Source organism: Achromobacter sp. Root565 (assembly GCF_001427425.1).
GTDB lineage: Bacteria > Pseudomonadota > Gammaproteobacteria > Burkholderiales > Burkholderiaceae_B > Achromobacter > Achromobacter spanius_D.
Genome location: NZ_LMGO01000001.1, coordinates 1785278 through 1804856 on the forward strand (window position 1 = coordinate 1785278; position 19579 = coordinate 1804856).

Sequence of the window (19579 nt, forward strand, 5' to 3'; positions counted from 1 at the left end):
CCTCTGCAAAGGAGCCCGCCATGACTGTCCAAGACATGCCTAATCAACCCCCGCCAGCGATGGGTTGGCGCTTCAAGTGCGGGATCGGAATCTTCATCCTGGCCTTCGCGCTGTGGTTCCTGATCCCCATCGGCGCCGCGATGGACATTCCCGGATCGCGCATCGCGGCGCTGACCGGCGCCATTTTCATTGCCAACAAGGTGCTGCTCATTACCTGCATCGCCGTCATGGGCAAGGAGGGCTTCCAGCAGCTCAAGGCCATCATCGGCGGTCACGCCAAAAAGCTGGCGCCCGTGCAGAAGGTGGGCCCCGTGCGCCATGCCATCGGCATGGTGATGTTCATCCTGCCGCTGCTGACATCGATGCTGGAGCCTTATGTCGACCAGATCTGGCCCGGCCTGCGGCCGCGCCTGTGGCAGGCGCAGTTGCTGGGCGACGTCATGCTGGTGGCGAGCTTTTTCGTGCTGGGCGGCGATTTCTGGAACAAGCTGCGCGCGCTGTTCGTGCGGTCGGTCTAGCAACGTCCGTCACGCGCCGCCTTTGTCCAGATCCGGAGCGCGCGGCGCCGCAGTGAGCCGCGCCGCCATGAACTCCAGAAACTCCTTGGCCAAGGGCGGCAAGGTGCGCCCTTGCAGCGTCACTGCCTGGATGCTGCGCTGGCGCATCTCCGGGTTGCTGAACGGCACCGCAGCCAACGCGGTGCCCTGCGGATCGCCCAATAGTGTCAGATAGCCCGTCAGCGCCACGATCCGGCTGCCGGGCAGCATTGGCAGGAAGGCCGCCGAATTATTGGATACATATGCAGGCTCGATGTGGAGGCCCGCGTTCGCGCACGCGCTATCGAAAAGCTGCCGTACGGTCGTGCCGGTATCTCCGACCGATACAGGCACCTCCGTCAGGTCACGCAGGCTGATCGATCGGCGGGAGGCTAGCGGATGCAGGCGGCACATCACCGCGTACACCGGCGCCCGGGTCAGCAATTCGGTTTTCAGGCGATCGTCCTGCGCCATCGTGTAGTGCAGAGCGATTTGCGACATGCCTTCGAGGATTCGGCGGATGACCTCCTCCGGCCGGTCCACCTGAAGATGAAAGCGCGTCTCGGGCCAGATCTGCTTGAAGTCGGCCATGCACATGGGCAGAAAACGGTGCGCAAATCCCTCACTGCAGGCCAGCCGGATCGTGACATCGCCCAGCGCGCTGCGCCGCCGGATTTCTTTGGTGACACGTTCGGCCTCCAGCGCGGCGGCTCGCGCGTATGCGGCGAGCTGTAGGCCGGCTTCACTGAGCGCCATGCCGCGCGCCTGCCGCTCGAACAGAACGATGCCCAGGCTGTCTTCCAGCTTGGCGATCTGCCGGCTGACGGCAGAAGCCGCCACGTGCAGAGCGGCCGCCGCGCCTGCAATTGAACCGCAGCGTGCGACTTCCAGGAAATATCGAAGTCCGAGAGAGATCATGGATGGCTCCAGGATGAAATGCCTTTATGGCAACGCACAAGTGCTAAATATCTAATTGTGGCATGCGAAGAACCGTAATACTTTTGCTTTTCCATACCGCCCCGAGAACCGCCATGACTCGCGAACAAGCCATTCTCCACGCTGTAGAAGCGTATGACAGCGGCGTCCTTCAGGACACCCTCGCGCGCCGCATCGCGTACCCCACCGAAAGCGAAGTCTCCACCCAGGCCCCGGCGCAGCATGCCTACCTGAGCATCGAGTTGGTCCCGCGACTGTCGGCACTGGGCTTTTCCTGCGAGGTGCATCCCAACCCCGCCGGGGTGGACCTGCCGATCCTGGTGGCGCGCCGCATCGAGGCTGCTGAGTCGCCGACCGTCCTGATGTACGGTCACGGCGACGTGGTGCGAGGCAACGCCGCCAAATGGGAAGCCGGGCGAGACCCCTGGCGCCTGCAGGTCGAAGGCGACCGCTGGTACGGGCGCGGCACGGCCGACAACAAAGGCCAGCACTCCATCAACCTGGAGGCGCTGTCGCGCGTCATCGCCGCCCGCGGCGGCGTGCTGGGGTTCAATACGATCTGGCTCATCGAAACCGGCGAGGAAGCGGGCTCGCCCGGCCTGGCCGCGTTCTGCAAGACGCACCGCAATCTCCTGGCCGCCGACGTCTTCATCGCCAGCGACGGGCCGCGCCTGAACGCCGCACGGCCCACGCTGTTCATGGGCTCGCGCGGCGCCGTCAATTTCGAACTCAAGGTACGGGCTCGGGGACGCGGCTATCATTCCGGCAACTGGGGCGGACTACTCTCCAACCCCGCCATCCGCCTGACGCATGCGATCAGTTCGCTGGTGGACGCGAACGGCCGCATTGCCGTGCCCGGGCTGCGGCCCCCGCCCATCCCCACGGCGGTCGCCCTCGCTCTTGCAGACCTCGAAGTCGGCGGTGGCAAAGACGATCCGGACATCAACGCATGGTGGGGCGAACCCGGCTTGACCTCGCCCGAAAAGGTGTTTGGCTGGAACAGTCTTGACGTCCTGACTTTCGGGGCTGGCGACCCCGCCAAGCCCGTGAACGCCATCCCGCCGGAAGCCGTGGCGTGGTGCCAGTTGCGCTTCGTCGTGGGCACCGACTGGCGCGCCCTGCAAGAACACGTGGTCGAACACCTGCATCAGGGCGGCTTCGACGACGTCGAGGTTCGTATCGGCATGCAAGCGGGCGCGACGCGCCTGTCGCCCGACACCCCGTGGGTGCGCTGGGCCGCCGCCTCGCTGGAGCGCACCACCGGCAAACGGGCCGCCCTCTTGCCCAACCTGGGCGGCTCCCTGCCCAACGACATTTTTGCCGACCAGCTTGGCCTGCCCACCCTGTGGGTGCCTCACTCCTATCCCGCTTGCGCACAGCACGCGCCCAACGAACATCTGCTGGGAAGCGTCGCCCGGGAAGGCCTGGCAATCATGGCCGGCCTCTTCTGGGACCTGGGAACCCAAGGCGCCGACTTGCTCGAACAAGCCTGCTGCCAATCCTCTACCTACGCCTGATCCGACCGAGCCCCACCATGACCGCCAGATTTCGCATCGCCCTGTTGGCGTTGACACTTGCCGCCGCTAATGCCCACGCCGCGTATCCGGAGCAGGCCATCAAGATCGTCGTGCCGTTCACGCCGGGCGGGGCCACCGACGCGGTGGCGCGCCTGCTCGCCACCCAGCTGGCGGGCAAGTTCGGCCAACCCGTCATTGTCGAAAACCGCCCTGGCGCCTCCACCCTCATCGGCGCCGAGGCCGTCGCCCGCGCAACGCCCGACGGCTACACGCTCATGCTGTCGGGCAGCACCACGTACAGCGTCCTGCCTGCGCTCAAACCATCGCTACCCTTCGACCCCGTTCGTAGCTTCGAGCACATCGGCATCGTCGCCATGGCGCCCGTCGTGCTGCTGGCGCAAAATGCGCTGCCCGCGGCCACGCCTCACGAAGCGGCCGAACTCGCGCGACAGGAAGGCGCCAAAGGTGGACTGATGTACGGCACGTTCGGCCCAGGATCCGCCCCCCACCTGACCGGCGAAATGTTCGCGCAGGCAGCCGGAGCCAGGATGACGCCGGTGCCGTACAAGGGCAGTGCGCAGCTCATCACCGCGCTGATCGGCGGCGAGATCGCGCTGGCAGTGGACACGGTTTCGGCGTCGGCGGCCCAGGTGCGCGCCGGCAAAATCCGCGCACTGGCAGTCACCGGCGAGCATCGCATGCCGCAACTGCCTGACGTGCCAACGTTCGCCGAGGCGGGCATGCCGGACGTGTCGTTCGTCGGGTGGTACGGATTGGTCGCGCCGGCGAACACGCCCACTCCGGTCATGCACACGTTGAACCGGGTAATGGCGGAAATCATGCAGGACGAACAGGTGCGAAAGCGCGTATCGGAGCTGTCGCTAAATCCCGTCTTCCTGCCGGGTCAGGCTTTCCGCAACCAGATTACGATAGAGATCGCCACATTCGGCGCCGTCGCGCAGCGCGCCGGTATTACCCTAGACTGACTGCCGGCGATACGCCGGCCGACGTGCCGCCCGCATTCGATGCAAACGAGTCAGTTCGGATTCATTTGGCTGATCTTGGATCCCTGCAGTCCCATTCCCGCCATCAGACCCTGCTCGCCGAACGGCACCGCGTACACGTCCTGCGTCAAGGTCGTGGTCGTGATGCTGGCGGCGTAGCCCTGGTCCACCACAACCAGGCTGGGGCCTGCCCCCAGCGACCAGCCGTCGCTCTGGTTCAGATACGCCAGCGCTGGCTCGTTCATGAAGAACAACGCGTACGAAAACTGCTGCGCGCCCGCCTGCAATCCGAACGACAGCGCCGAAATCGAATAAAAGCCTTCCACCTGTCCCCGCCGGATCAACGCCCCCGAGCCGCGCTCGCCGCCCACCAGAAAGCCGCCCTTGATGATGTTTGGAAACACCAGCACGGCGACGGCCTTCTCGCCAAGTGTGCGCATGCGCGGATCCTGGGCATAAAGCTGCTCCAGCGCCGCCATCGCATCGGCGCTGATCTCCGCCGCCGAGGCGGCCCGCGCGGGTGGCGAAAAGCTGATCAGGGCGGAAAAAGTCAAAAGGCTGGCGCAAAGCCAGCCAAGGAATCTCACAGGAAACACGGACGCGCGGTTCATACGGCCTCCCCAGTTAAGAAGGGCGAGCGCCGATTGCGCTCGCCCGACCTGCCGGCTCAGTATTCGCAGCCGCCCCGCACGTGTCAATGATCCGTTCTTACCCGTGCGGGCGCGTCTCTCATACCTTCGGTGGCGTGGTCTCCCGCTCCGGATGGCGGTGTTTACCCAGTGCGGCGATGAACGCCTTTGGATCTTCCCCGCCCAGCAGCAGGCCGCCGTCGTTCGGATCCGGATCGATGCCCGCTGCGGCGTACACCTGCACGCCATCACCGATGCCCATCAGCGTCTTGCCGTGCCGGTAGGCATCGCGCAGGAACTCCAGCGCCCGCCCGTCGGCCGCCAGACTTGCCGCGGCGTCCGCGCCGCCTGCCACCACCACCCCGTCGAACACGCCGGACGGATGATTGTCCAGCGACGCATCCGCATCGAACGCGCCGCCCTGGGCGGTCTGGACGGGACCGATGCGCTGACCCACAAGCCGTACGACCGCGCCCGCCTGAATCAGCGCGTCAGCCACGGCGGACAGGGCCTTGCCGTCCACCCCTTCGGCCGCCAGGATCGCGACCTTGCGCGTGACCACGCTGCCATCGCCCGGCCGCGCGGTCAGCGATAGCGACGGCGATACCTGCACCTCGGGCTTGGGCGGATTCTTCGTGGCGCGCGGCAGCGGGTCCGGCAGCGCCATGCCAAGCTGATCGGCGACCCCTTGCGCCAGCTCGTCCGACACGTTGCGCAGGGACGCCACCATGCGCTGGCGGATCTGCGGCACGGTCACCTTGCTGAGCTCGAAGGCGAAGGCGTCGACGATGTGCTTGCGCTCCCAGGCGGTCTGGCTGTCGTAGAACAGCGTGGCCTGGTTGTAGTGCTCGGCAAACTTCTCGGGATGCCCGCGCAGCTCGTCGCTCGTCACCGGCTCCGGGAACGACACAAAGCCGTCCATGCCCGCCTGGAACGGACAGCCGCCGGCCAGGGAATTGGGCTCATAGGCCACCCGGCCGCGATGGATGGTCTGCCGATGCATGCCGTCGCGCTGGTTGTTGTGCACCGGCGCCAGCGGCGAGTTGATGGGAATCTCGTGGAAGTTCGGGCCGCCCAGGCGAGAGATCTGCGTGTCGACGTAGGAATGGATGCGGCCCGCCAGCAAAGGGTCATTGGTGAAGTCCACGCCGGGCACCACGTGCGCGGCGCAGAACGCCACCTGCTCGGTCTCGGCAAAGAAGTTGTCGGGGTTGCGGTCCAGCACCATGCGGCCGACGGGCACGACCGGCACCAATTCCTCGGGCACGATCTTCGTGGCGTCCAGCACGTCGAAGCTGAAGCCGTCCGCCTGATCGTCGGTGAAGACCTGCACGCCCAGTTCCCATTCGGGACCATGACCCGCGTCGATCGCTTCCCACAGGTCGCGGCGGTGATAGTCCGGATCCGCGCCCGAGACCTTGACCGCCTCGTTCCACACCTGCGAATGCGTGCCCAGGATCGGATTCCAGTGGAATTTCACTAGCCGCGATTCGCCCTGCGCGTTGACGAAGCGGAACGTATGCACGCCAAAGCCCTGCATCATGCGGTAACTGCGCGGAATGCCCCGGTCCGACATCGCCCACATCAGCATGTGCGTGGACTCGGGCATGAGCGACACGAAGTCCCAGAAGGTGTCGTGCGCGGACGCCGCCTGCGGCATGCCATGGTGCGGTTCGGGCTTGACGGCGTGGACCAGGTCGGGGAATTTCATCGCGTCCTGGATGAAGAACACCGGCATGTTGTTGCCCACCAGGTCCCAGTTGCCTTCGTCCGTGTAGAACTTCACGGCAAAGCCGCGCACGTCGCGCGCCGTGTCCTTGGACCCGCGTTCACCGGCCACCGTCGAAAACCGCACGAAGACCGGGGTGCGTTTGCCGGCCTCGGCGAACAACGACGCGGCGGTCAGGTCGGTCAGCGGCTTGTAGCACTCGAAATAGCCGTGGGCAGCCGAGCCGCGCGCGTGCACGATACGCTCGGGGATGCGCTCGTGGTCGAAGTGCGTGATCTTCTCGCGAAGGATGAAATCCTTCAGCAGCGCCGGCCCGCGCAGCCCTGCCTTCAGCGAATGCTGGTTGTCGCTGACGCGCACGCCCTGGTTGGTGGTGAGTTCCTGGCCGCCGCCATCCGCGCGCACGCGCGGCAACGTGCCGTCTACCTGGTTCACGCCAGGCGTGGCGGCGTCGCCCGTCTTGTCCGACACTTCCTTCTCGGACAGCGAGCTCGCGCCGACGGCGGGATCCACCGTGCCCACGTGCGCGCCCGCGAAGGGACAGCGCGCTGCCTGCTCGCCATACTCCGCTTCCTTGTTGGCGTTATGGGGGAAGGCGCCCGTCGTGGCGCCGACCGCGGCCGCGCGTTGCAGCGCGGGATGCGTGGGCTTGCCGGCCGGTCCGTTGGCCGGACCGCTGTCCGTATTCATGTACGCGGTGTCGAGCGCACCGCCCGAGCCGGCCTTTGCTGGCTTCTTGCTTGCCATGGTTCTTTCTCCTTAATGGGTCAGCATCGTGTCGCGCGCCTGCTCGGCGCGGGACGCACCGATGGCGGTTTCCACTTTCTTTACCTCTTCGGGCGGCGGCAGCACGGCCGGGAAGCCCAGCGATTCGATCCACAACTCCCGCGACCAGCCCTGCGTGTGATACAGGTGATGGTCTTCGTCTGTTGCCACGGCGTCGTAGGCCTGCTTCAGAATCCTGGCTTCTTCGCCCGACTGCTGCTCGGCAACCAGCCCGATCAACGACCAGTTCGCGTGGTCCTTGGTCTCGGCCAGCACCACGCATTCGGTCGCCACCAGCTGGGCCGCGTCCGGGTCGCCGGCATTGATGGCCATCTTCATTGCCCGCACCAGCGATTCGCCCAGGTGCCGCACCACCTCACGACCCGGCGACTTGGCCTGCGGATCGAGCTTCAGCTGTTCGAACACCGTCAGCAGCACGCGGCGATGGGTGCGGGTTTCTTCCAGATAGCCCAGCCATTCCTTCTTCAGATCTTCGTTGATGGCGCAGCTGACCGCGGTCTCGTAAATGGCAAGGCCGCCGATCTCGGTTTCCAGCGCCTGGTAAAGCAGCTCCTTGATCTGGCGGGCGTTTCCGGTTTTGCGTTTCATGGTTGGGCTCCTTGTCGTAGGTCATCAACGATGCGCACGGCTGCAATCGTTTCCGATGGACGGGCGTTCACAGCAAATCGCGTTCCTGATGCCCAGGCTGCCGTTCTGGGGCTGGCGCCTGCCGCACTCTCCGGGCGGGCGGCGGAGGCGCCGTGCAGAAAATACAAAGCCCCGCGCGCCGGACGCCTTGCCTATTCCCGTAGAATCGGGGGCATTACCCACAACAGCGCAAGGGCGTCGCGCCCCCCGGCAGGCACAGCGACCCGCGCAAGAAGCGCAGCCGTATGACGATGAACGACCTCTGCGCCATCGCGATGGCCCTGCTGCTGACCTATGCCGGCATGGCCTGCCTGGCCCTCGCCACCCCTCGCCACTATCACCAGGTCTGGACTCGCGACCCGCACGCCGGCCACACGCGCGTCCTGCGCGGCGCCGGTGTCCTGCTGATGGGCCTGGCGATCCTTCCCTGCGTCGGCCTGTGGGGCGACGTGCTGGGCATGGCGGTCTGGCTGGGCTGGCTGTCCGCCGGTGCGCTGCTGTGGTTCGGCATGCTGTCCTGGGCCCCGCGCCCCGCCGTGGGCACGGCGGCGGTGGCGGTGGCGATTTCCCTGTTGGGCGTGGGCATCGGCTTCTGATCCGGCCGGGCCGGCCGCGGGCGCCAGGTGCGACCGATCGCCGCATTGCGCAATTTCACGCCGGTTTTCGGCCATTTGATGCGGGTCAACCGGTATCCATATCCGGCAAGACCGGCGCGGTTTCAGCACCATATGTGGTGATAGAGTCTTCGCACTCCACTACATATGGTGCCAACATGGACATCCAACACATCCTCAAGCGCGACGGCCGCGTCGTTCCATTCGATAGCGAGAAGATCGCGCAAGCCATGGCGGCGGCGGGTCAAAGCACCGGGGAGTTGGACCTGCAAGGCGCTCGCGCGCTGACCGGCACGGTCATCGCAAAGCTGGAGGGCAACGTGTGCCCCGGCGTCGAAACCATCCAGAACCGCGTCGAAGATGCCCTGGTCCAGGCAGGCCACTGGCGCACGGCGCGCGCCTACATCGTTCATCGCGAGCAGCACGCCCGCCTGCGTTCGCTGCGCCACACGCTGGTCGACGTCGAAAGCGCCATGGAAGAGTACCTGGAACAGCGCGATTGGCGCGTCAACGCCAACGCCAACCAGGGCTACAGCCTGGGCGGCCTCATCCTGAACGTCGCCGGCAAGGTCACAGCCAATTACTGGCTGTCCAACGTTTTCACGCCAGAAGCCGGCCAGGCCCACCGCGAAGGCGACATCCACATCCACGATCTGGACATGCTCAGCGGCTACTGCGCCGGCTGGTCGCTACGCCAGTTGCTGACAGAAGGCTTCAACGGCATCCCCGGCAAGGTCGAATCCACGCCTCCAAAGCACATGTCGGCCGCCATCGGCCAGATCGTCAACTTCCTGGGCACGCTGCAGAACGAATGGGCCGGCGCGCAGGCGTTCAGTTCATTCGACACCTACATGGCGCCCTTCATCCGCCGCGACGCAATGACCTACGCGGACGTCAAGCAATCGATCCAGGAACTCATCTTCAACCTGAACGTGCCCAGCCGCTGGGGCACACAGACGCCCTTCACCAACCTCACGTTCGACTGGACCTGCCCGGCCGACCTGAAGGATCAGATCCCTTACGTGGGCGGCGAGGAAATGCCGTTTTCCTACGGCGACCTGCAAGCCGAGATGGACATGATCAATCGCGCGTACATCGAGGTCATGATGGCCGGCGACGCGAAGGGCCGCGTATTCACCTTCCCCATTCCCACCTACAACATCACTCCCGATTTCGACTGGGACCATCCCAACACCGAGCGCCTCTTTGAAATGACGGCACGCTACGGGTTGCCGTACTTCCAGAACTTCCTGAACTCGGACCTGGAGCCGCACATGGTGCGCTCCATGTGCTGCCGCCTGCAGCTCGACCTGCGCGAACTCCTGAAGCGCGGCAACGGCCTATTCGGTTCTGCCGAGCAGACCGGATCGGTCGGCGTGGTGACCGTGAACTGCGCCCGTCTGGGCCATACCTGCCGCGGCGACGAGGAGCGGCTGATGGCGCGCCTGGACCACCTGCTGGCGCTGGGCCGCGACGTGCTGGAAACCAAGCGCAAGGTGGTGCAACGCTACATAGACCAGGGCCTTTACCCCTACACCCGCCGTTACCTGGGCACGCTGCGCAATCACTTCAGCACGCTGGGCGTGAACGGCATCAACGAGATGATCCGCAACTTCACGGACGACGCCGACGACGTGACCACGCCCGCCGGCCATGCCTTTGCCGTCCGGCTGCTGGACCGCGTGCGCCAGCGCATGACCGAATTCCAGGAAGAAACCGGCCACCTCTACAACCTGGAGGCCACGCCGGCCGAAGGCACCACGTACCGGTTCGCCCGCGAAGACCGCAAGCGCTATCCCGGCATCCTGCAAGCGGGCACGGACGCCCAGCCCTACTACACGAACTCCAGCCAGTTGCCGGTGGGCTACACGGATGATCCCTTCCACGCGTTGCAACTGCAGGAAACGCTGCAAAGCAAGTACACGGGCGGCACGGTGCTGCACCTGTACATGAACGAAGCCGTCTCCACGGCCGAGGCCTGCAAGCAGCTCGTGCGCCGCGCGCTCAGCAACTTCCGCCTGCCTTACATCACGGTCACGCCCACGTTCTCCATCTGCCCGAATCACGGCTACCTGGCCGGGCACCACGAGTTCTGCCCCAAGTGCGACGCGGAACTGCTGGCCAAGCAATCGGCATGCTGCACCCCGGCGTAGCGTTGCCGGAACCCGGGGCGGCGCGCGACCTTCCGGCGCGCACCGTCCTTCACCCGCCGGGCGAGCGTCCGGCATCACTTTCCGAGGAAAACCTATGCAAACCTTGACCGCCCCCGTCGCCACGTCCGCTCCCGCCGTCCAACTGGACGACAGCCAGCGCGTGCGCTGCGAAGTCTGGACCCGGGTGATGGGCTACCACCGCCCGGTTTCTTCCTTCAACACCGGCAAACAGGGCGAATTCAATGAGCGCCGCTTCTTCGTCGAACGCAGTGCCTGAAGGCGGTTCGGCCCAAGGCAACTCGCAGGCCGGCGGCGCCGGCCGGCCCGCCGCGCAGGCCATCCGCCTGCTGGCCGACCGGCCGGGCTACGCCCCGCCGCCGCAGCCCGTCATCCAGCCCCTGCCCCGGCACTCGCCCGCGGTCGGCGGGCTGGTGCCCTTTTCCACCGTCGACTGGCCCGGCCAGTTGGCGGCGGTGGTCTTCATTTCGGGCTGCCCGTGGCGCTGCCACTATTGCCACAACACCGAACTGCAAACGCGCGCCGCCCGCTATGACTGGCGCGAAGTCCGTGGCTTCCTCGAAACCCGCAAGGGCCTGCTGGATGCCGTCGTATTTTCCGGCGGCGAACCGCTGAGCGAGCCGCGCCTGCCCGCCATGATCCGCGACGTCAGGCGTATGGGGTACCGCGTGGGCCTGCACACCGCGGGCATCTACCCGCTACGGCTCGCAGACGTGCTGCGCCATCTGGACTGGGTGGGCATGGACATCAAGGCGGACGCCAAGGGTTACGACGACATCACGGGCCGGCGCGATTCCCAGCGTCCTGCGCTCGCGTGCCTGACGCAGTTGCTGTCCGCCGGCCTGGACTTCGAATGCCGCATCACCTGGCATCCCGACTGGCTGGACGAAGCACGCCTGATGGCACTGGCGCGGGAACTGGCCCGCCGCGGCGTGCGCCGCTTCGCGGTGCAGGCCGCGCGCGCCGCCCCCGGCGCGCCGGTCGCGCGGGCCCTCAGCAACCAGGCGCAGGCCGAGCTGCGCCAGGCCTTTCAGGAATTCGCCTATCGCTGATCCAGATGCGCAGCCAGGGTGGCGTGGAACCGCGGCGACACCACGGCCCCCACATTGCAGCGGGACCACGGCGACACCGCCGTGGGATCCACGCTGAACACGCGACCCGGCGCCATGATGACCTTCTCGGGCATCAGCGCCGCGGCCAGCGTCAGCGAATCAGCCACGCCAGGAAACGCGGACCACAGGTACAGCGAACTGGTCGGACGCGTGAACACCTGCGCGCCCAACGAATCCAGCACTTGCAACGCCTGTCCCGTGGCGGCCTCCAGCCGCTGGCGCAAGCGCACCAGATGCCGCTCGTAGTGGCCTTCCCGCAGCATCACGTCCACCATGCGCTCGCAATATTCAGAGCTGCTGACATGCACCAGGGCCTTTAAGTCGGCCAGGTCGCTCGCCAGCGCGGCGTTGCACGCGATGAAGCCCACGCGCAACGCCGCCGAGAAAGACTTCGAGAAGCTTCCGATATAGATGGTGCGCTCAAGCTGATCCAGTGCCGACAGCCTGACCGACGACGTGGGCTTGAAGTCCGCCAGCGGATCGTTCTCGACCACCATCAGGTTGTAGCGCTCTGACAGTTGCAGGATCTTGTAGGCCTTGGCCGGCGACATGTCCGAGCCGGTGGGATTGTGCGCGATCGACTGCGTAAAGAAGAGCCGTGGCTTTTCGCGCTGCAGCAACGATTCCAGCGCAACAACGTCCGGCCCGTCAGGCAGGCGCGGCACGCCCAGCATCCGCACCCCGGCCAGCTTCAGCTTGCCAAAGAGCGGGTAATACCCCGGGTTGTCCACCAGCACTGTCGACCCCGGTGGCAGGAAGTAGCGGATCACCAGGTCCATCGCCTCGTTGGCGCCATGCGTCAGCACCAACTGCGATGGCACGGCGCTGATGCCCACGTCGCCCAGCTTGCGGACCAGGCTTTCGCGCAGCGGCGCATAGCCAAAGCGGCTGCCGTATCGGAACAACGCGCCCAGTCCCGTGCGCACCACCTTCTGGTGATAGCGGTCCATGCGCATGTCCGCCAGCCACTCCACCGGCGGAAAGCCGTCGCCCACGGCGACCGCATCCGGTTGGGTCTTGAGCTGCTCTCGCATCAACCACACGATATCCATCGCCCGGCTCAACTGCCCCGGTTCTTCGTCCGCGGCCGGGCGCGTGTGATCGACGTCCAGTACATAGAAACCCGAGCCGCGCCGTGGCTCGACCAGTCCGCGCGCCACCAGCATTTCAAACGCCACCACCACCGTGTTCTTCGCATAGCGGTGCAGTTGCGCCAGCTCGCGCAGAGACGGCAGCTTGTCGCCCGCACGGTAGACGCCGTCGGCGATCTGCTGGCCGATCAGACTGGCCAGGCTCTCGGCAATGGGCGCTGCGCGCTGCGGCCTGCCCGGCGGATTGGCGTCTTCCACGTTGGGATCCCCGTCTTGTCGTTGCCAAAATTGGTGCAGTGCAATGGTACTGTTTGCCCAAACTGTACCTCTGAATAGCGGTACAGTTTACCTAGAATCAGGCCACTCGATTCTTATACGGAGACACGCCATCGTGGCCGATTCACGCCTGCCCAACTTCCGGGCCCTCACCCCCGCCCAACGCCTGGCCGCCATTGCCGACGCTGCCTCGCTCACCGCCGAAGAACACCAGTTGCTGGCCGAGCCCGGCGCGCTGAGTCTTGCCCGCGCCGACGGCATGATCGAAAACGTCCTGGGGACGTTCGAGCTGCCCCTGGGCGTGGCGGGCAACTTCCAGGTCAACGGCCGCGACGTGCTCGTGCCGATGGCAGTGGAAGAACCGTCCGTGGTGGCCGCCGCCTCGTTCATGGCCAAGCTGGCGCGCGAAGGCGGCGGCTTCGAGACGTCCAGCACCCGCCCCCTCATGCGCGCGCAGGTTCAGGTCCTGGGCTTGACCGATCCGCATGGCGCGCGCCTTGCCCTGCTGCGCGAGCGTGACCGCATCCTGACGCTGGCAAACAGCCGCGACAAGGTGCTGATCGAACTGGGCGGCGGCTGCCAGGACATCGAGGTCCACGTGTTCCCGGACACGCCGCGCGGCCCGATGATCGTGATGCACCTGATCGTCGACGTGCGCGATGCCATGGGCGCCAACACCGTCAACACCATGGCCGAAGCCGTGGCCCCGCTGGTCGAGGAAATCGTCGGCGGCTCGGTCCGCCTGCGCATCCTGTCCAATCTGGCCGACCTGCGGCTGGCCCGCGCCCGCGTGCGCCTGACGCCGCAGACGCTGGACACCAAGGAGCGCAGCGGCGCCGAGATCATCGAAGGCGTGCTGGACGCGTACACGTTTGCCGCCATCGACCCGTACCGCGCCGCGACGCACAACAAGGGCATCATGAACGGCATCGATCCGGTCATCGTGGCCACCGGCAATGATTGGCGCGCGGTCGAGGCCGGCGCGCACGCCTACGCCGCCCGCTCGGGCCGCTACACGTCGCTGACTCACTGGGAAAAGGACACGTCGGGCGCGCTGGTCGGCAGCATCGAGATGCCCATGCCCGTGGGCCTGGTCGGCGGCGCCACCAAGACCCATCCGCTGGCGCGGCTGGCCCTGAAGATCATGGACGTGCGTTCGGCACAGGAACTGGCTGAAGTCGCCGTGGCCGTCGGCCTGGCGCAGAATCTGGGCGCGCTGCGGGCGCTGGCCACCGAAGGCATCCAGCGCGGCCACATGGCGCTGCACGCCCGCAACATCGCGCTGGTGGCCGGCGCCACGGGCGCGGAGATCGACGAGGTCGCCAAGCGCATGGCCGCGGAGAAGGACGTCCGCACCGACCGCGCGCTGGCCTTGCTGGAGGAACTGCGCGCGTCCCGATAACCCGCACGGCGAATACACGAGGCGGCGCCGGTCCACCCGCGCGCCGTCCGATAAACACAGGAGAGAGACATGAAACAAAGCCCTCAGGCGCCGTCCGCGCACCTGGCTGAAGTCTGGAGCGACACCGTGGATCTCAGGCATCTGGCCTGGGCCATCGGCATCGGCATCACGGTCAGCGTGGCCGGCTTCTTTGCCGCCAGCCGCTGGCTGCGCGGCGTGGTGGCCTCGCCGGAACTTGCGCACGCCTACGCCATGCTGGCCGGGCTGGCCGGTTGCGTGCTGGCAGGCGTGATCTGCGCCCGCCTATTCCCACCCAAACGCGAGGTCGTCGAGCACAGCGCCACGCATGACCCCGCCTGGCGCGCCGAAGTGCTGGCCGAGCTGGCCGAACAGCCCGGCGGCCTGGGCACGCTGGCGGACCTGCCCGACGCTGTGGTGCGCGAGCTGAAGGAACTGGACCTGTACGACCTGTTCGCGCAGCCGGCGGCCCCCGCGTCTGCCGTTGCCGCCGAACCCCGGCGCGGCGCCGCCAAGGAGGCGCTGGCATGAGCCCCGAACTGCTTGAACAAATCATGGTGGCCGCCGGCATGGGCCTGTTGGGCGCGGTCGTGTTTGCCGCCATCGGTCTCGTGTCCGGCACCGACGAAACCACGACGCTCGCGCCGCTGACCCTGCTGGTGGTGCTGCTGGGCGTGCCGCCCGCCGGTGTCTTCACGTTCTTTCTCGCAGGCGCCGTCGCCAAGCACATGACGCACGCCGTGCCGACCGCGCTGCTGGGCATCCCGGGCGACACGCTGGCCACGCCGCTGCTGCAGGACGCGAACATGCTGCGCAAGCTGGGCGTGCCGCACATCGCGCTGCGCAAGATGGTGTCCGGCGCCATCGTCGCCGCGTTTGTCGCGGTGCCGCTGGCGGTGCTGTTCGCCGTGCTGCTCGCCCCGTTCGGCGCCGCCATCACCAAATCCGCACCCTGGATCTTCCTGGCGGCCGCATTGCTGATCGCGTATTTTTCGGCGGGACGCTGGGCAGCCGTGGCGCTGCTGGTGCCGTTCGTCATGGTCATCATTGCGCTGCAAAGCCTGACGGCCAAATACGGCGTGAAGCTCAGCATCAGCTACTTTCTGGGCATCGCGATCGGCCCGCTGATCGCCGACCTGTTCACCGTGCTGTCGCCCCAAGGCCGCGGCAAGATGATGCGCGACAAGGTCCGCACGTTCTCGCTGGCGCCTGATGTCAAGGGCTGGTCGGGGTACTTTCCGAACCCGCTGAAAGTCATGGACCGCGTGCAGACGCGCTGGACGCTTGCCACGGCGGCCGTGTCCAGCGCCACCTTCGTGTTCAGCCCGGTCGCCATGACTGTCGTGCTGGGCGAACTGGTGGGCTCGCGCGTCAAGCATGCCTATCACCGGCTGACCACGGTGCTCAGCGCGCGCAACGGCGTGACCGAGGCCACCTACATTGCCGAGGCGCTGATTCCGCTGATCGCCTTCGGCCTGCCCCTGAGCCCCGTGGCGGCGGGACCCGCGGCGCCGCTCTTTAACGCGCCGCCGCGCTTCACGGTGGATGCGGCGACGGGCCAGACGCACAACCTGCACAACCTGCTGAACCACTGGGAATTTCTGGGCTACGGCATGCTGGCGGTGCTGCTGGCGGCGGTGGTGTCCTATCCCTTCGCCATGAACTTCGCGCGCCGCGCTGCGCTCTTCGTGTCGCGCCGCGTCAGCCACGAAGCCATCATTGCCACGTTTGTCGGCCTGATCATCGTGATCAGCGTCTGGGAAGGCCAATTCCTGGGCCTGCTCGTCATCCTGACCATGGGCCTCATCGGCGGCCTGCTGTCGCGCCTGTTCGGCTTCAATACCGGCGTGCAGTTCATGGGCTACTACACCGCCGTGCTGTCCGTGCCGGCGATCATCAAGCTGGCTACATAAAGCGTGACGGATGGGCGGGGGGAATAGCCCCCGCCCATTGCCGCGCCACTTGATTCTTCGCAAGGCGGCGCTCCCCACCTTGCTCTAGCCTCTGCTCTCTTGACCAGAGGAAAGACTCATATCATGACGTGGTTCAAATCACTCACCCTCGCCGGACGCGAGTTGCTGCCCATCGTGCAGGGCGGCATGGGCGTTGGCGTATCCGCCCATCGCCTGGCCGGCGCGGTTGCCAGCCAGAACGCCGTGGGCACCATTGCCAGCGTCGATTTGCGCCATCACCACGCCGATCTCGTGGAAAGAACTGAAAAATGCAATGACCGCGACACGATCGACACCGCCAACCGCGAAGCCCTGCATCGCGAAGTCCGCGCCGCGCTCGACACCGCGCAGGGCCGCGGCCTGGTGGCGGTCAACGTCATGAAAGCCGTGCGCGACCATCCCGCGCTGGTGCGCCAAGCCTGCGAAAGCGGCGCCGAAGCCATCGTCATGGGTGCTGGCCTGCCGCTCGACCTGCCCGAAATGACGGCGGACTTTCCCAAAGTGGCGCTCGTGCCCATTCTTTCCGAGGCCCGCGGCGTCGCCGCCGTGCTGAAAAAATGGATGAAAAAAGGACGACTGGCCGACGCCGTCGTCATCGAACACCCGGGTTACGCGGGCGGCCACCTGGGCGCGGCGCGGATTGACGACCTGCACAGCGAACGCTTCGACTTCAAAAAGGTGCTGGCCGATTGCCACGCCCTTTTCACTGAACTGCAACTGGGCCGCGATGCGCCTCGCCTGATTGTCGCGGGCGGCGTCGGCAGCCATGAACAGGTCCGCCACTGGCTCACCAACGGCGCCGATGGCGTGCAGGTCGGCACCGCGTTCGCCGTCACCCACGAAGGCGACGCCCACGAAAACTTCAAGCGCGTCCTGATCGACGCCGACCCCGCCGAACTGGCGGAATTCACCAGCGTGGCCGGTCTGCCCGCACGTGCAGTCGCCACGCCGTGGCTGACGCGCTACCTGCGCCAGGAAGGCACGCTGCAAGCCAACACCCGCGCCGATCCGCGCCGCTGCAGCCAGCGCATGGACTGCCTGACGCAATGCGGCCTGCGCGACGGCATCGCCAAGTTCGGCCAATTCTGCATCGACTTGAAGCTGGCGGCCGCCATGCGCGGCGAAGTCAGCCGCGGTCTGTTCTTCCGAGGCGCCTCCAAACTGCCGTTCGGCAATGCCATGCGTTCCGTGCGCGAACTGATGGATTACCTGCTGCACGGCGAAATGCCCGCAGCGGCATAAGCCCGACGTCCCCTCAGATGATCTCCGGCAGGCGCCGCAGATCATCGATCACTTCAAAGGCGCCCTCATCCAGCAACCGCTGCCGCTGCTGCGGTCCGTTGTGCGAGGCGCCCACAAACCCCACCGCCCGCATGCGCGCCGCACGGGCAGCGCGCACACCTGGCACGCTGTCCTCCACTACGACGCAATCCAGCACCGCGGCCCGCATCTGCCGCGCCGCGTACAGAAAAACGTCCGGCGCGGGCTTGCCTTTGGCCACCTGCGCCGTGCTGAACACATGGGGCGCGAACGTCTCCCACAAACCCACCATCTTGAGCGCGGCCTCCAGCTTGGCCGGCATGCTGCTGGACGCGACGCACAGGTCCAACCCACGTTCCTTCAATACCTCAAGCGTCTCGTGCACGTGCGGCAAGGGGCGCAGTTCGGTGCGGAACGTGCGTTCCAGCCGGTCGGCATATTGGCGCGCGAAGCCCTCGGGCAACGAGCAGGCGTGCTCCGCCTGCAACGTGCGCCACATGTCCGCATCCGGGATGCCGGCAAAACGCAGTGCGGCCTCTTCGGGCGTGATGGCGATGCCGTGTTCGGCCAGGGCGCTGGATTGAGCGCGCGCGGCGATGATTTCGCTGTCGATCAGAACGCCATCGCAATCAAAGATGACCAGGCGCGGGGCGGACGTGTGCATGTAACCTCCAACGTGTTTGTCCGCTCCATGATAGGCCAGCCGCGTTACTGCACCGCTGCCCCGACCCGCCGCAGCCGCCAGGCGACGGCCACGCCCGCCAGGCCCGCCGCCGCCACGATGAACGACGCTGAGGTCCAGCCAAAGCGGTCGATGGCGCCACCCACCGCCACCGGCCCGATGACTTGCCCCAGATTGCTGCCCTGCATGACCAGCCCCACCGACGCCGCGGTCAGGGCCGGACGCGGGGCCACCAGCGGCGCGGTGCCAAGCAGCGTCGCCGGGATCAACCCGCCCACGGCCGAGAACAGCACGCACAGCAGAAAGGTGGTCATGGCGGGCAGCGCCGAGCCGAAGATCAGCAGCGACACGACCGCCATCACCGCGCTGGCGCAGGCGATCAAGGTGGACCGCTGCCACCCGCGCGCAAGCAGCACGCCCGCGCCCAGATTGCCCACCACGTTGGCGGCGCTGGCGATGGCGCTGTACAGGCCGGCCGCCGCCAGCGTCAGCCCCAGTTGTTCCATGAGCAGCACCGGCAGGAATGTGAACAGCGCGAAGAACATCACGCTGTAGAGGGTGAACGACAGCGCCAGCAGCATCGGTCCGGCGGCGCCCATGGTGTCAACCGTGTCCTGGCGCAGTCCATGCCACGACAGGGCAGCGCCGCGAGGCGTGGGCGGCGCCAGCACCACGATGCCGGCAAGCGCCACGCCCGCGGCAATGCCCGCGCACCACCAATAGGCGTGCCAGTCGTCGAACGCCTGCGAGGCGAGCATCGCGATTGCCATCCCGGCCGGCATATAGCAGCTCCAAAGCGCAAAGGCGAAATCGCGCCTGCCGCCCGATACGAGGCGTTGCAGCGCGGCGGGACCGGCCACTGTGATCATCAGGAAGCCCAACCCTTCGATGACGCGCGAGCCGAGCAGCACGCCATATCCCGGGGCCAACGCGCCCACCGCCGTGCCCGCCGCCGTCGCCGCCAGCCCCAGGATCAGCATGAGCCGGGCGCCAAAGCGCGCGATCACCCCGCCCGCCGCGATGCCGCCCACCATGCCCAGCACCGAAAACACCGCCGTCAGCGTGCCGATGGACGCGAGGTCCAGCCCCATGTCCTTGCGCAGCAACGGCGCGGCGATGATGACCTTGCCCACTTGCAGCGCCGCCACGACGCCCGCGCCCACGATGGCCAGCACCGCGCCCCAATGCTGGTGCCCGACGGCGCCTTGCGCCCCTTCAACCTTGTCCATCCCGCCCT

At 66.7% G+C, this 19579-nt stretch carries 18 protein-coding genes; 11 read left to right on the forward strand and 7 right to left on the reverse strand.

Annotated elements, in window-relative coordinates:
* Positions 1-20 precede the first annotated feature (20 nt).
* Positions 21-518: a transporter suffix domain-containing protein gene (locus ASD71_RS07965; RefSeq protein ID WP_200949369.1), complete on the forward strand. Its 498-nt coding sequence runs from the start codon at positions 21-23 to the stop codon at positions 516-518.
* A gap of 9 nt (positions 519-527) precedes the next feature.
* Here ASD71_RS07965 and ASD71_RS07970 read toward each other — a convergent pair whose 3' ends face one another.
* On the reverse strand, positions 528-1454 hold the full coding sequence (locus ASD71_RS07970) for a LysR family transcriptional regulator (RefSeq protein ID WP_056561775.1): 927 nt from the start codon (positions 1452-1454) through the stop codon (positions 528-530).
* Between the two features lie 113 nt (positions 1455-1567).
* Between ASD71_RS07970 and ASD71_RS07975 the strand changes: the two genes are divergently transcribed.
* On the forward strand, positions 1568-2989 hold the full coding sequence (locus tag ASD71_RS07975) for a M20 family metallopeptidase (protein ID WP_056561776.1): 1422 nt from the start codon (positions 1568-1570) through the stop codon (positions 2987-2989).
* A 17-nt stretch (positions 2990-3006) separates the two neighbouring features.
* Positions 3007-3975 (forward strand): tripartite tricarboxylate transporter substrate binding protein, encoded by a 969-nt coding sequence (locus tag ASD71_RS07980; RefSeq protein WP_056561779.1) that lies wholly within the window; start codon positions 3007-3009, stop codon positions 3973-3975.
* A 50-nt stretch (positions 3976-4025) separates the two neighbouring features.
* Here ASD71_RS07980 and ASD71_RS07985 read toward each other — a convergent pair whose 3' ends face one another.
* From ASD71_RS07985 to ASD71_RS07995, 3 genes are all read right to left on the reverse strand, one after another.
* A complete protein-coding gene (locus ASD71_RS07985) occupies positions 4026-4547 on the reverse strand; it encodes a YSC84-related protein (protein ID WP_235512045.1) in 522 nt (173 codons plus the stop codon).
* Between the two features lie 175 nt (positions 4548-4722).
* Complete coding sequence (locus tag ASD71_RS07990; protein WP_056561781.1) at positions 4723-7098, reverse strand: catalase; 2376 nt, start codon at positions 7096-7098, stop codon at positions 4723-4725.
* 12 nt (positions 7099-7110) lie between these two features.
* The gene (locus ASD71_RS07995) at positions 7111-7725 is read right to left on the reverse strand and encodes a hypothetical protein (RefSeq protein WP_056561782.1); all 615 of its coding nucleotides are present in this window, start codon (positions 7723-7725) and stop codon (positions 7111-7113) included.
* Positions 7726-8009: 284 nt separating this feature from the next.
* On the opposite strand from ASD71_RS07995, the gene ASD71_RS08000 reads away from it, so the two are divergent.
* From ASD71_RS08000 to ASD71_RS08015, 4 genes are all read left to right on the forward strand, one after another.
* The gene (locus tag ASD71_RS08000; protein ID WP_056561784.1) at positions 8010-8360 is read left to right on the forward strand and encodes a DUF3325 domain-containing protein; all 351 of its coding nucleotides are present in this window, start codon (positions 8010-8012) and stop codon (positions 8358-8360) included.
* 176 nt (positions 8361-8536) lie between these two features.
* On the forward strand, positions 8537-10531 hold the full coding sequence (locus tag ASD71_RS08005; protein ID WP_056561786.1) for a ribonucleoside triphosphate reductase: 1995 nt from the start codon (positions 8537-8539) through the stop codon (positions 10529-10531).
* Between the two features lie 94 nt (positions 10532-10625).
* Positions 10626-10808: an anaerobic ribonucleoside-triphosphate reductase gene (gene nrdD / locus ASD71_RS08010; RefSeq protein WP_056561790.1), complete on the forward strand. Its 183-nt coding sequence runs from the start codon at positions 10626-10628 to the stop codon at positions 10806-10808.
* The gene (locus ASD71_RS08015) at positions 10774-11601 is read left to right on the forward strand and encodes an anaerobic ribonucleoside-triphosphate reductase activating protein (protein ID WP_056561791.1); all 828 of its coding nucleotides are present in this window, start codon (positions 10774-10776) and stop codon (positions 11599-11601) included. The genes nrdD and ASD71_RS08015 overlap by 35 nt, the downstream gene beginning before the upstream one ends.
* Here ASD71_RS08015 and ASD71_RS08020 read toward each other — a convergent pair.
* The gene (locus tag ASD71_RS08020) at positions 11592-13010 is read right to left on the reverse strand and encodes a PLP-dependent aminotransferase family protein (protein WP_056561795.1); all 1419 of its coding nucleotides are present in this window, start codon (positions 13008-13010) and stop codon (positions 11592-11594) included. The genes ASD71_RS08015 and ASD71_RS08020 overlap by 10 nt on opposite strands.
* Positions 13011-13140: 130 nt before the next feature.
* On the opposite strand from ASD71_RS08020, the gene ASD71_RS08025 reads away from it, so the two are divergent.
* The 4 genes from ASD71_RS08025 (at position 13141) to ASD71_RS08040 (ending at position 17642) form a co-directional block, all read left to right on the forward strand.
* Complete coding sequence (locus ASD71_RS08025; protein WP_056566590.1) at positions 13141-14430, forward strand: hydroxymethylglutaryl-CoA reductase, degradative; 1290 nt, start codon at positions 13141-13143, stop codon at positions 14428-14430.
* A gap of 69 nt (positions 14431-14499) precedes the next feature.
* Positions 14500-14979, forward strand: coding sequence for a hypothetical protein (locus tag ASD71_RS08030; RefSeq protein WP_056561796.1), 480 nt, complete (start codon positions 14500-14502; stop codon positions 14977-14979).
* Entirely contained in the window at positions 14976-16361 is a 1386-nt protein-coding gene (locus ASD71_RS08035) for a tripartite tricarboxylate transporter permease (protein WP_056561799.1), read from the forward strand. The genes ASD71_RS08030 and ASD71_RS08035 overlap by 4 nt, the downstream gene beginning before the upstream one ends.
* A 123-nt stretch (positions 16362-16484) precedes the next feature.
* Positions 16485-17642, forward strand: a complete 1158-nt coding sequence (locus tag ASD71_RS08040; RefSeq protein WP_056561801.1) for a nitronate monooxygenase family protein — start codon at positions 16485-16487, stop codon at positions 17640-17642.
* 13 nt (positions 17643-17655) lie between these two features.
* Here ASD71_RS08040 and ASD71_RS08045 read toward each other — a convergent pair whose 3' ends face one another.
* Complete coding sequence (locus ASD71_RS08045; protein WP_056561803.1) at positions 17656-18324, reverse strand: HAD family phosphatase; 669 nt, start codon at positions 18322-18324, stop codon at positions 17656-17658.
* Between the two features lie 44 nt (positions 18325-18368).
* Complete coding sequence (locus ASD71_RS08050) at positions 18369-19571, reverse strand: CynX/NimT family MFS transporter (RefSeq protein ID WP_056561804.1); 1203 nt, start codon at positions 19569-19571, stop codon at positions 18369-18371.
* Positions 19572-19579: the final 8 nt, after the last annotated feature.

Excerpts from the sequence above, each read along its gene's own strand:
- ASD71_RS08050 (WP_056561804.1), bottom strand. The coding sequence starts at position 19,571 with ATGGACAAGGTTGAAGGGGCGCAAGGCGCCGTCGGGCACCAGCATTGG.
- ASD71_RS07980 (WP_056561779.1), top strand. The coding sequence starts at position 3,007 with ATGACCGCCAGATTTCGCATCGCCCTGTTGGCGTTGACACTTGCCGCC.
- ASD71_RS08035 (WP_056561799.1), top strand. The coding sequence starts at position 14,976 with ATGAGCCCCGAACTGCTTGAACAAATCATGGTGGCCGCCGGCATGGGC.
- ASD71_RS08000 (WP_056561784.1), top strand. The coding sequence starts at position 8,010 with ATGACGATGAACGACCTCTGCGCCATCGCGATGGCCCTGCTGCTGACC.
- ASD71_RS07995 (WP_056561782.1), bottom strand. The coding sequence starts at position 7,725 with ATGAAACGCAAAACCGGAAACGCCCGCCAGATCAAGGAGCTGCTTTAC.
- ASD71_RS08040 (WP_056561801.1), top strand. The coding sequence starts at position 16,485 with ATGACGTGGTTCAAATCACTCACCCTCGCCGGACGCGAGTTGCTGCCC.
- ASD71_RS07990 (WP_056561781.1), bottom strand. The coding sequence starts at position 7,098 with ATGGCAAGCAAGAAGCCAGCAAAGGCCGGCTCGGGCGGTGCGCTCGAC.
- ASD71_RS08045 (WP_056561803.1), bottom strand. The coding sequence starts at position 18,324 with ATGCACACGTCCGCCCCGCGCCTGGTCATCTTTGATTGCGATGGCGTT.
- ASD71_RS07965 (WP_200949369.1), top strand. The coding sequence starts at position 21 with ATGACTGTCCAAGACATGCCTAATCAACCCCCGCCAGCGATGGGTTGG.
- ASD71_RS08030 (WP_056561796.1), top strand. The coding sequence starts at position 14,500 with ATGAAACAAAGCCCTCAGGCGCCGTCCGCGCACCTGGCTGAAGTCTGG.
- ASD71_RS08015 (WP_056561791.1), top strand. The coding sequence starts at position 10,774 with ATGAGCGCCGCTTCTTCGTCGAACGCAGTGCCTGAAGGCGGTTCGGCC.
- ASD71_RS07970 (WP_056561775.1), bottom strand. The coding sequence starts at position 1,454 with ATGATCTCTCTCGGACTTCGATATTTCCTGGAAGTCGCACGCTGCGGT.
- ASD71_RS07975 (WP_056561776.1), top strand. The coding sequence starts at position 1,568 with ATGACTCGCGAACAAGCCATTCTCCACGCTGTAGAAGCGTATGACAGC.
- ASD71_RS08005 (WP_056561786.1), top strand. The coding sequence starts at position 8,537 with ATGGACATCCAACACATCCTCAAGCGCGACGGCCGCGTCGTTCCATTC.
- nrdD (WP_056561790.1), top strand. The coding sequence starts at position 10,626 with ATGCAAACCTTGACCGCCCCCGTCGCCACGTCCGCTCCCGCCGTCCAA.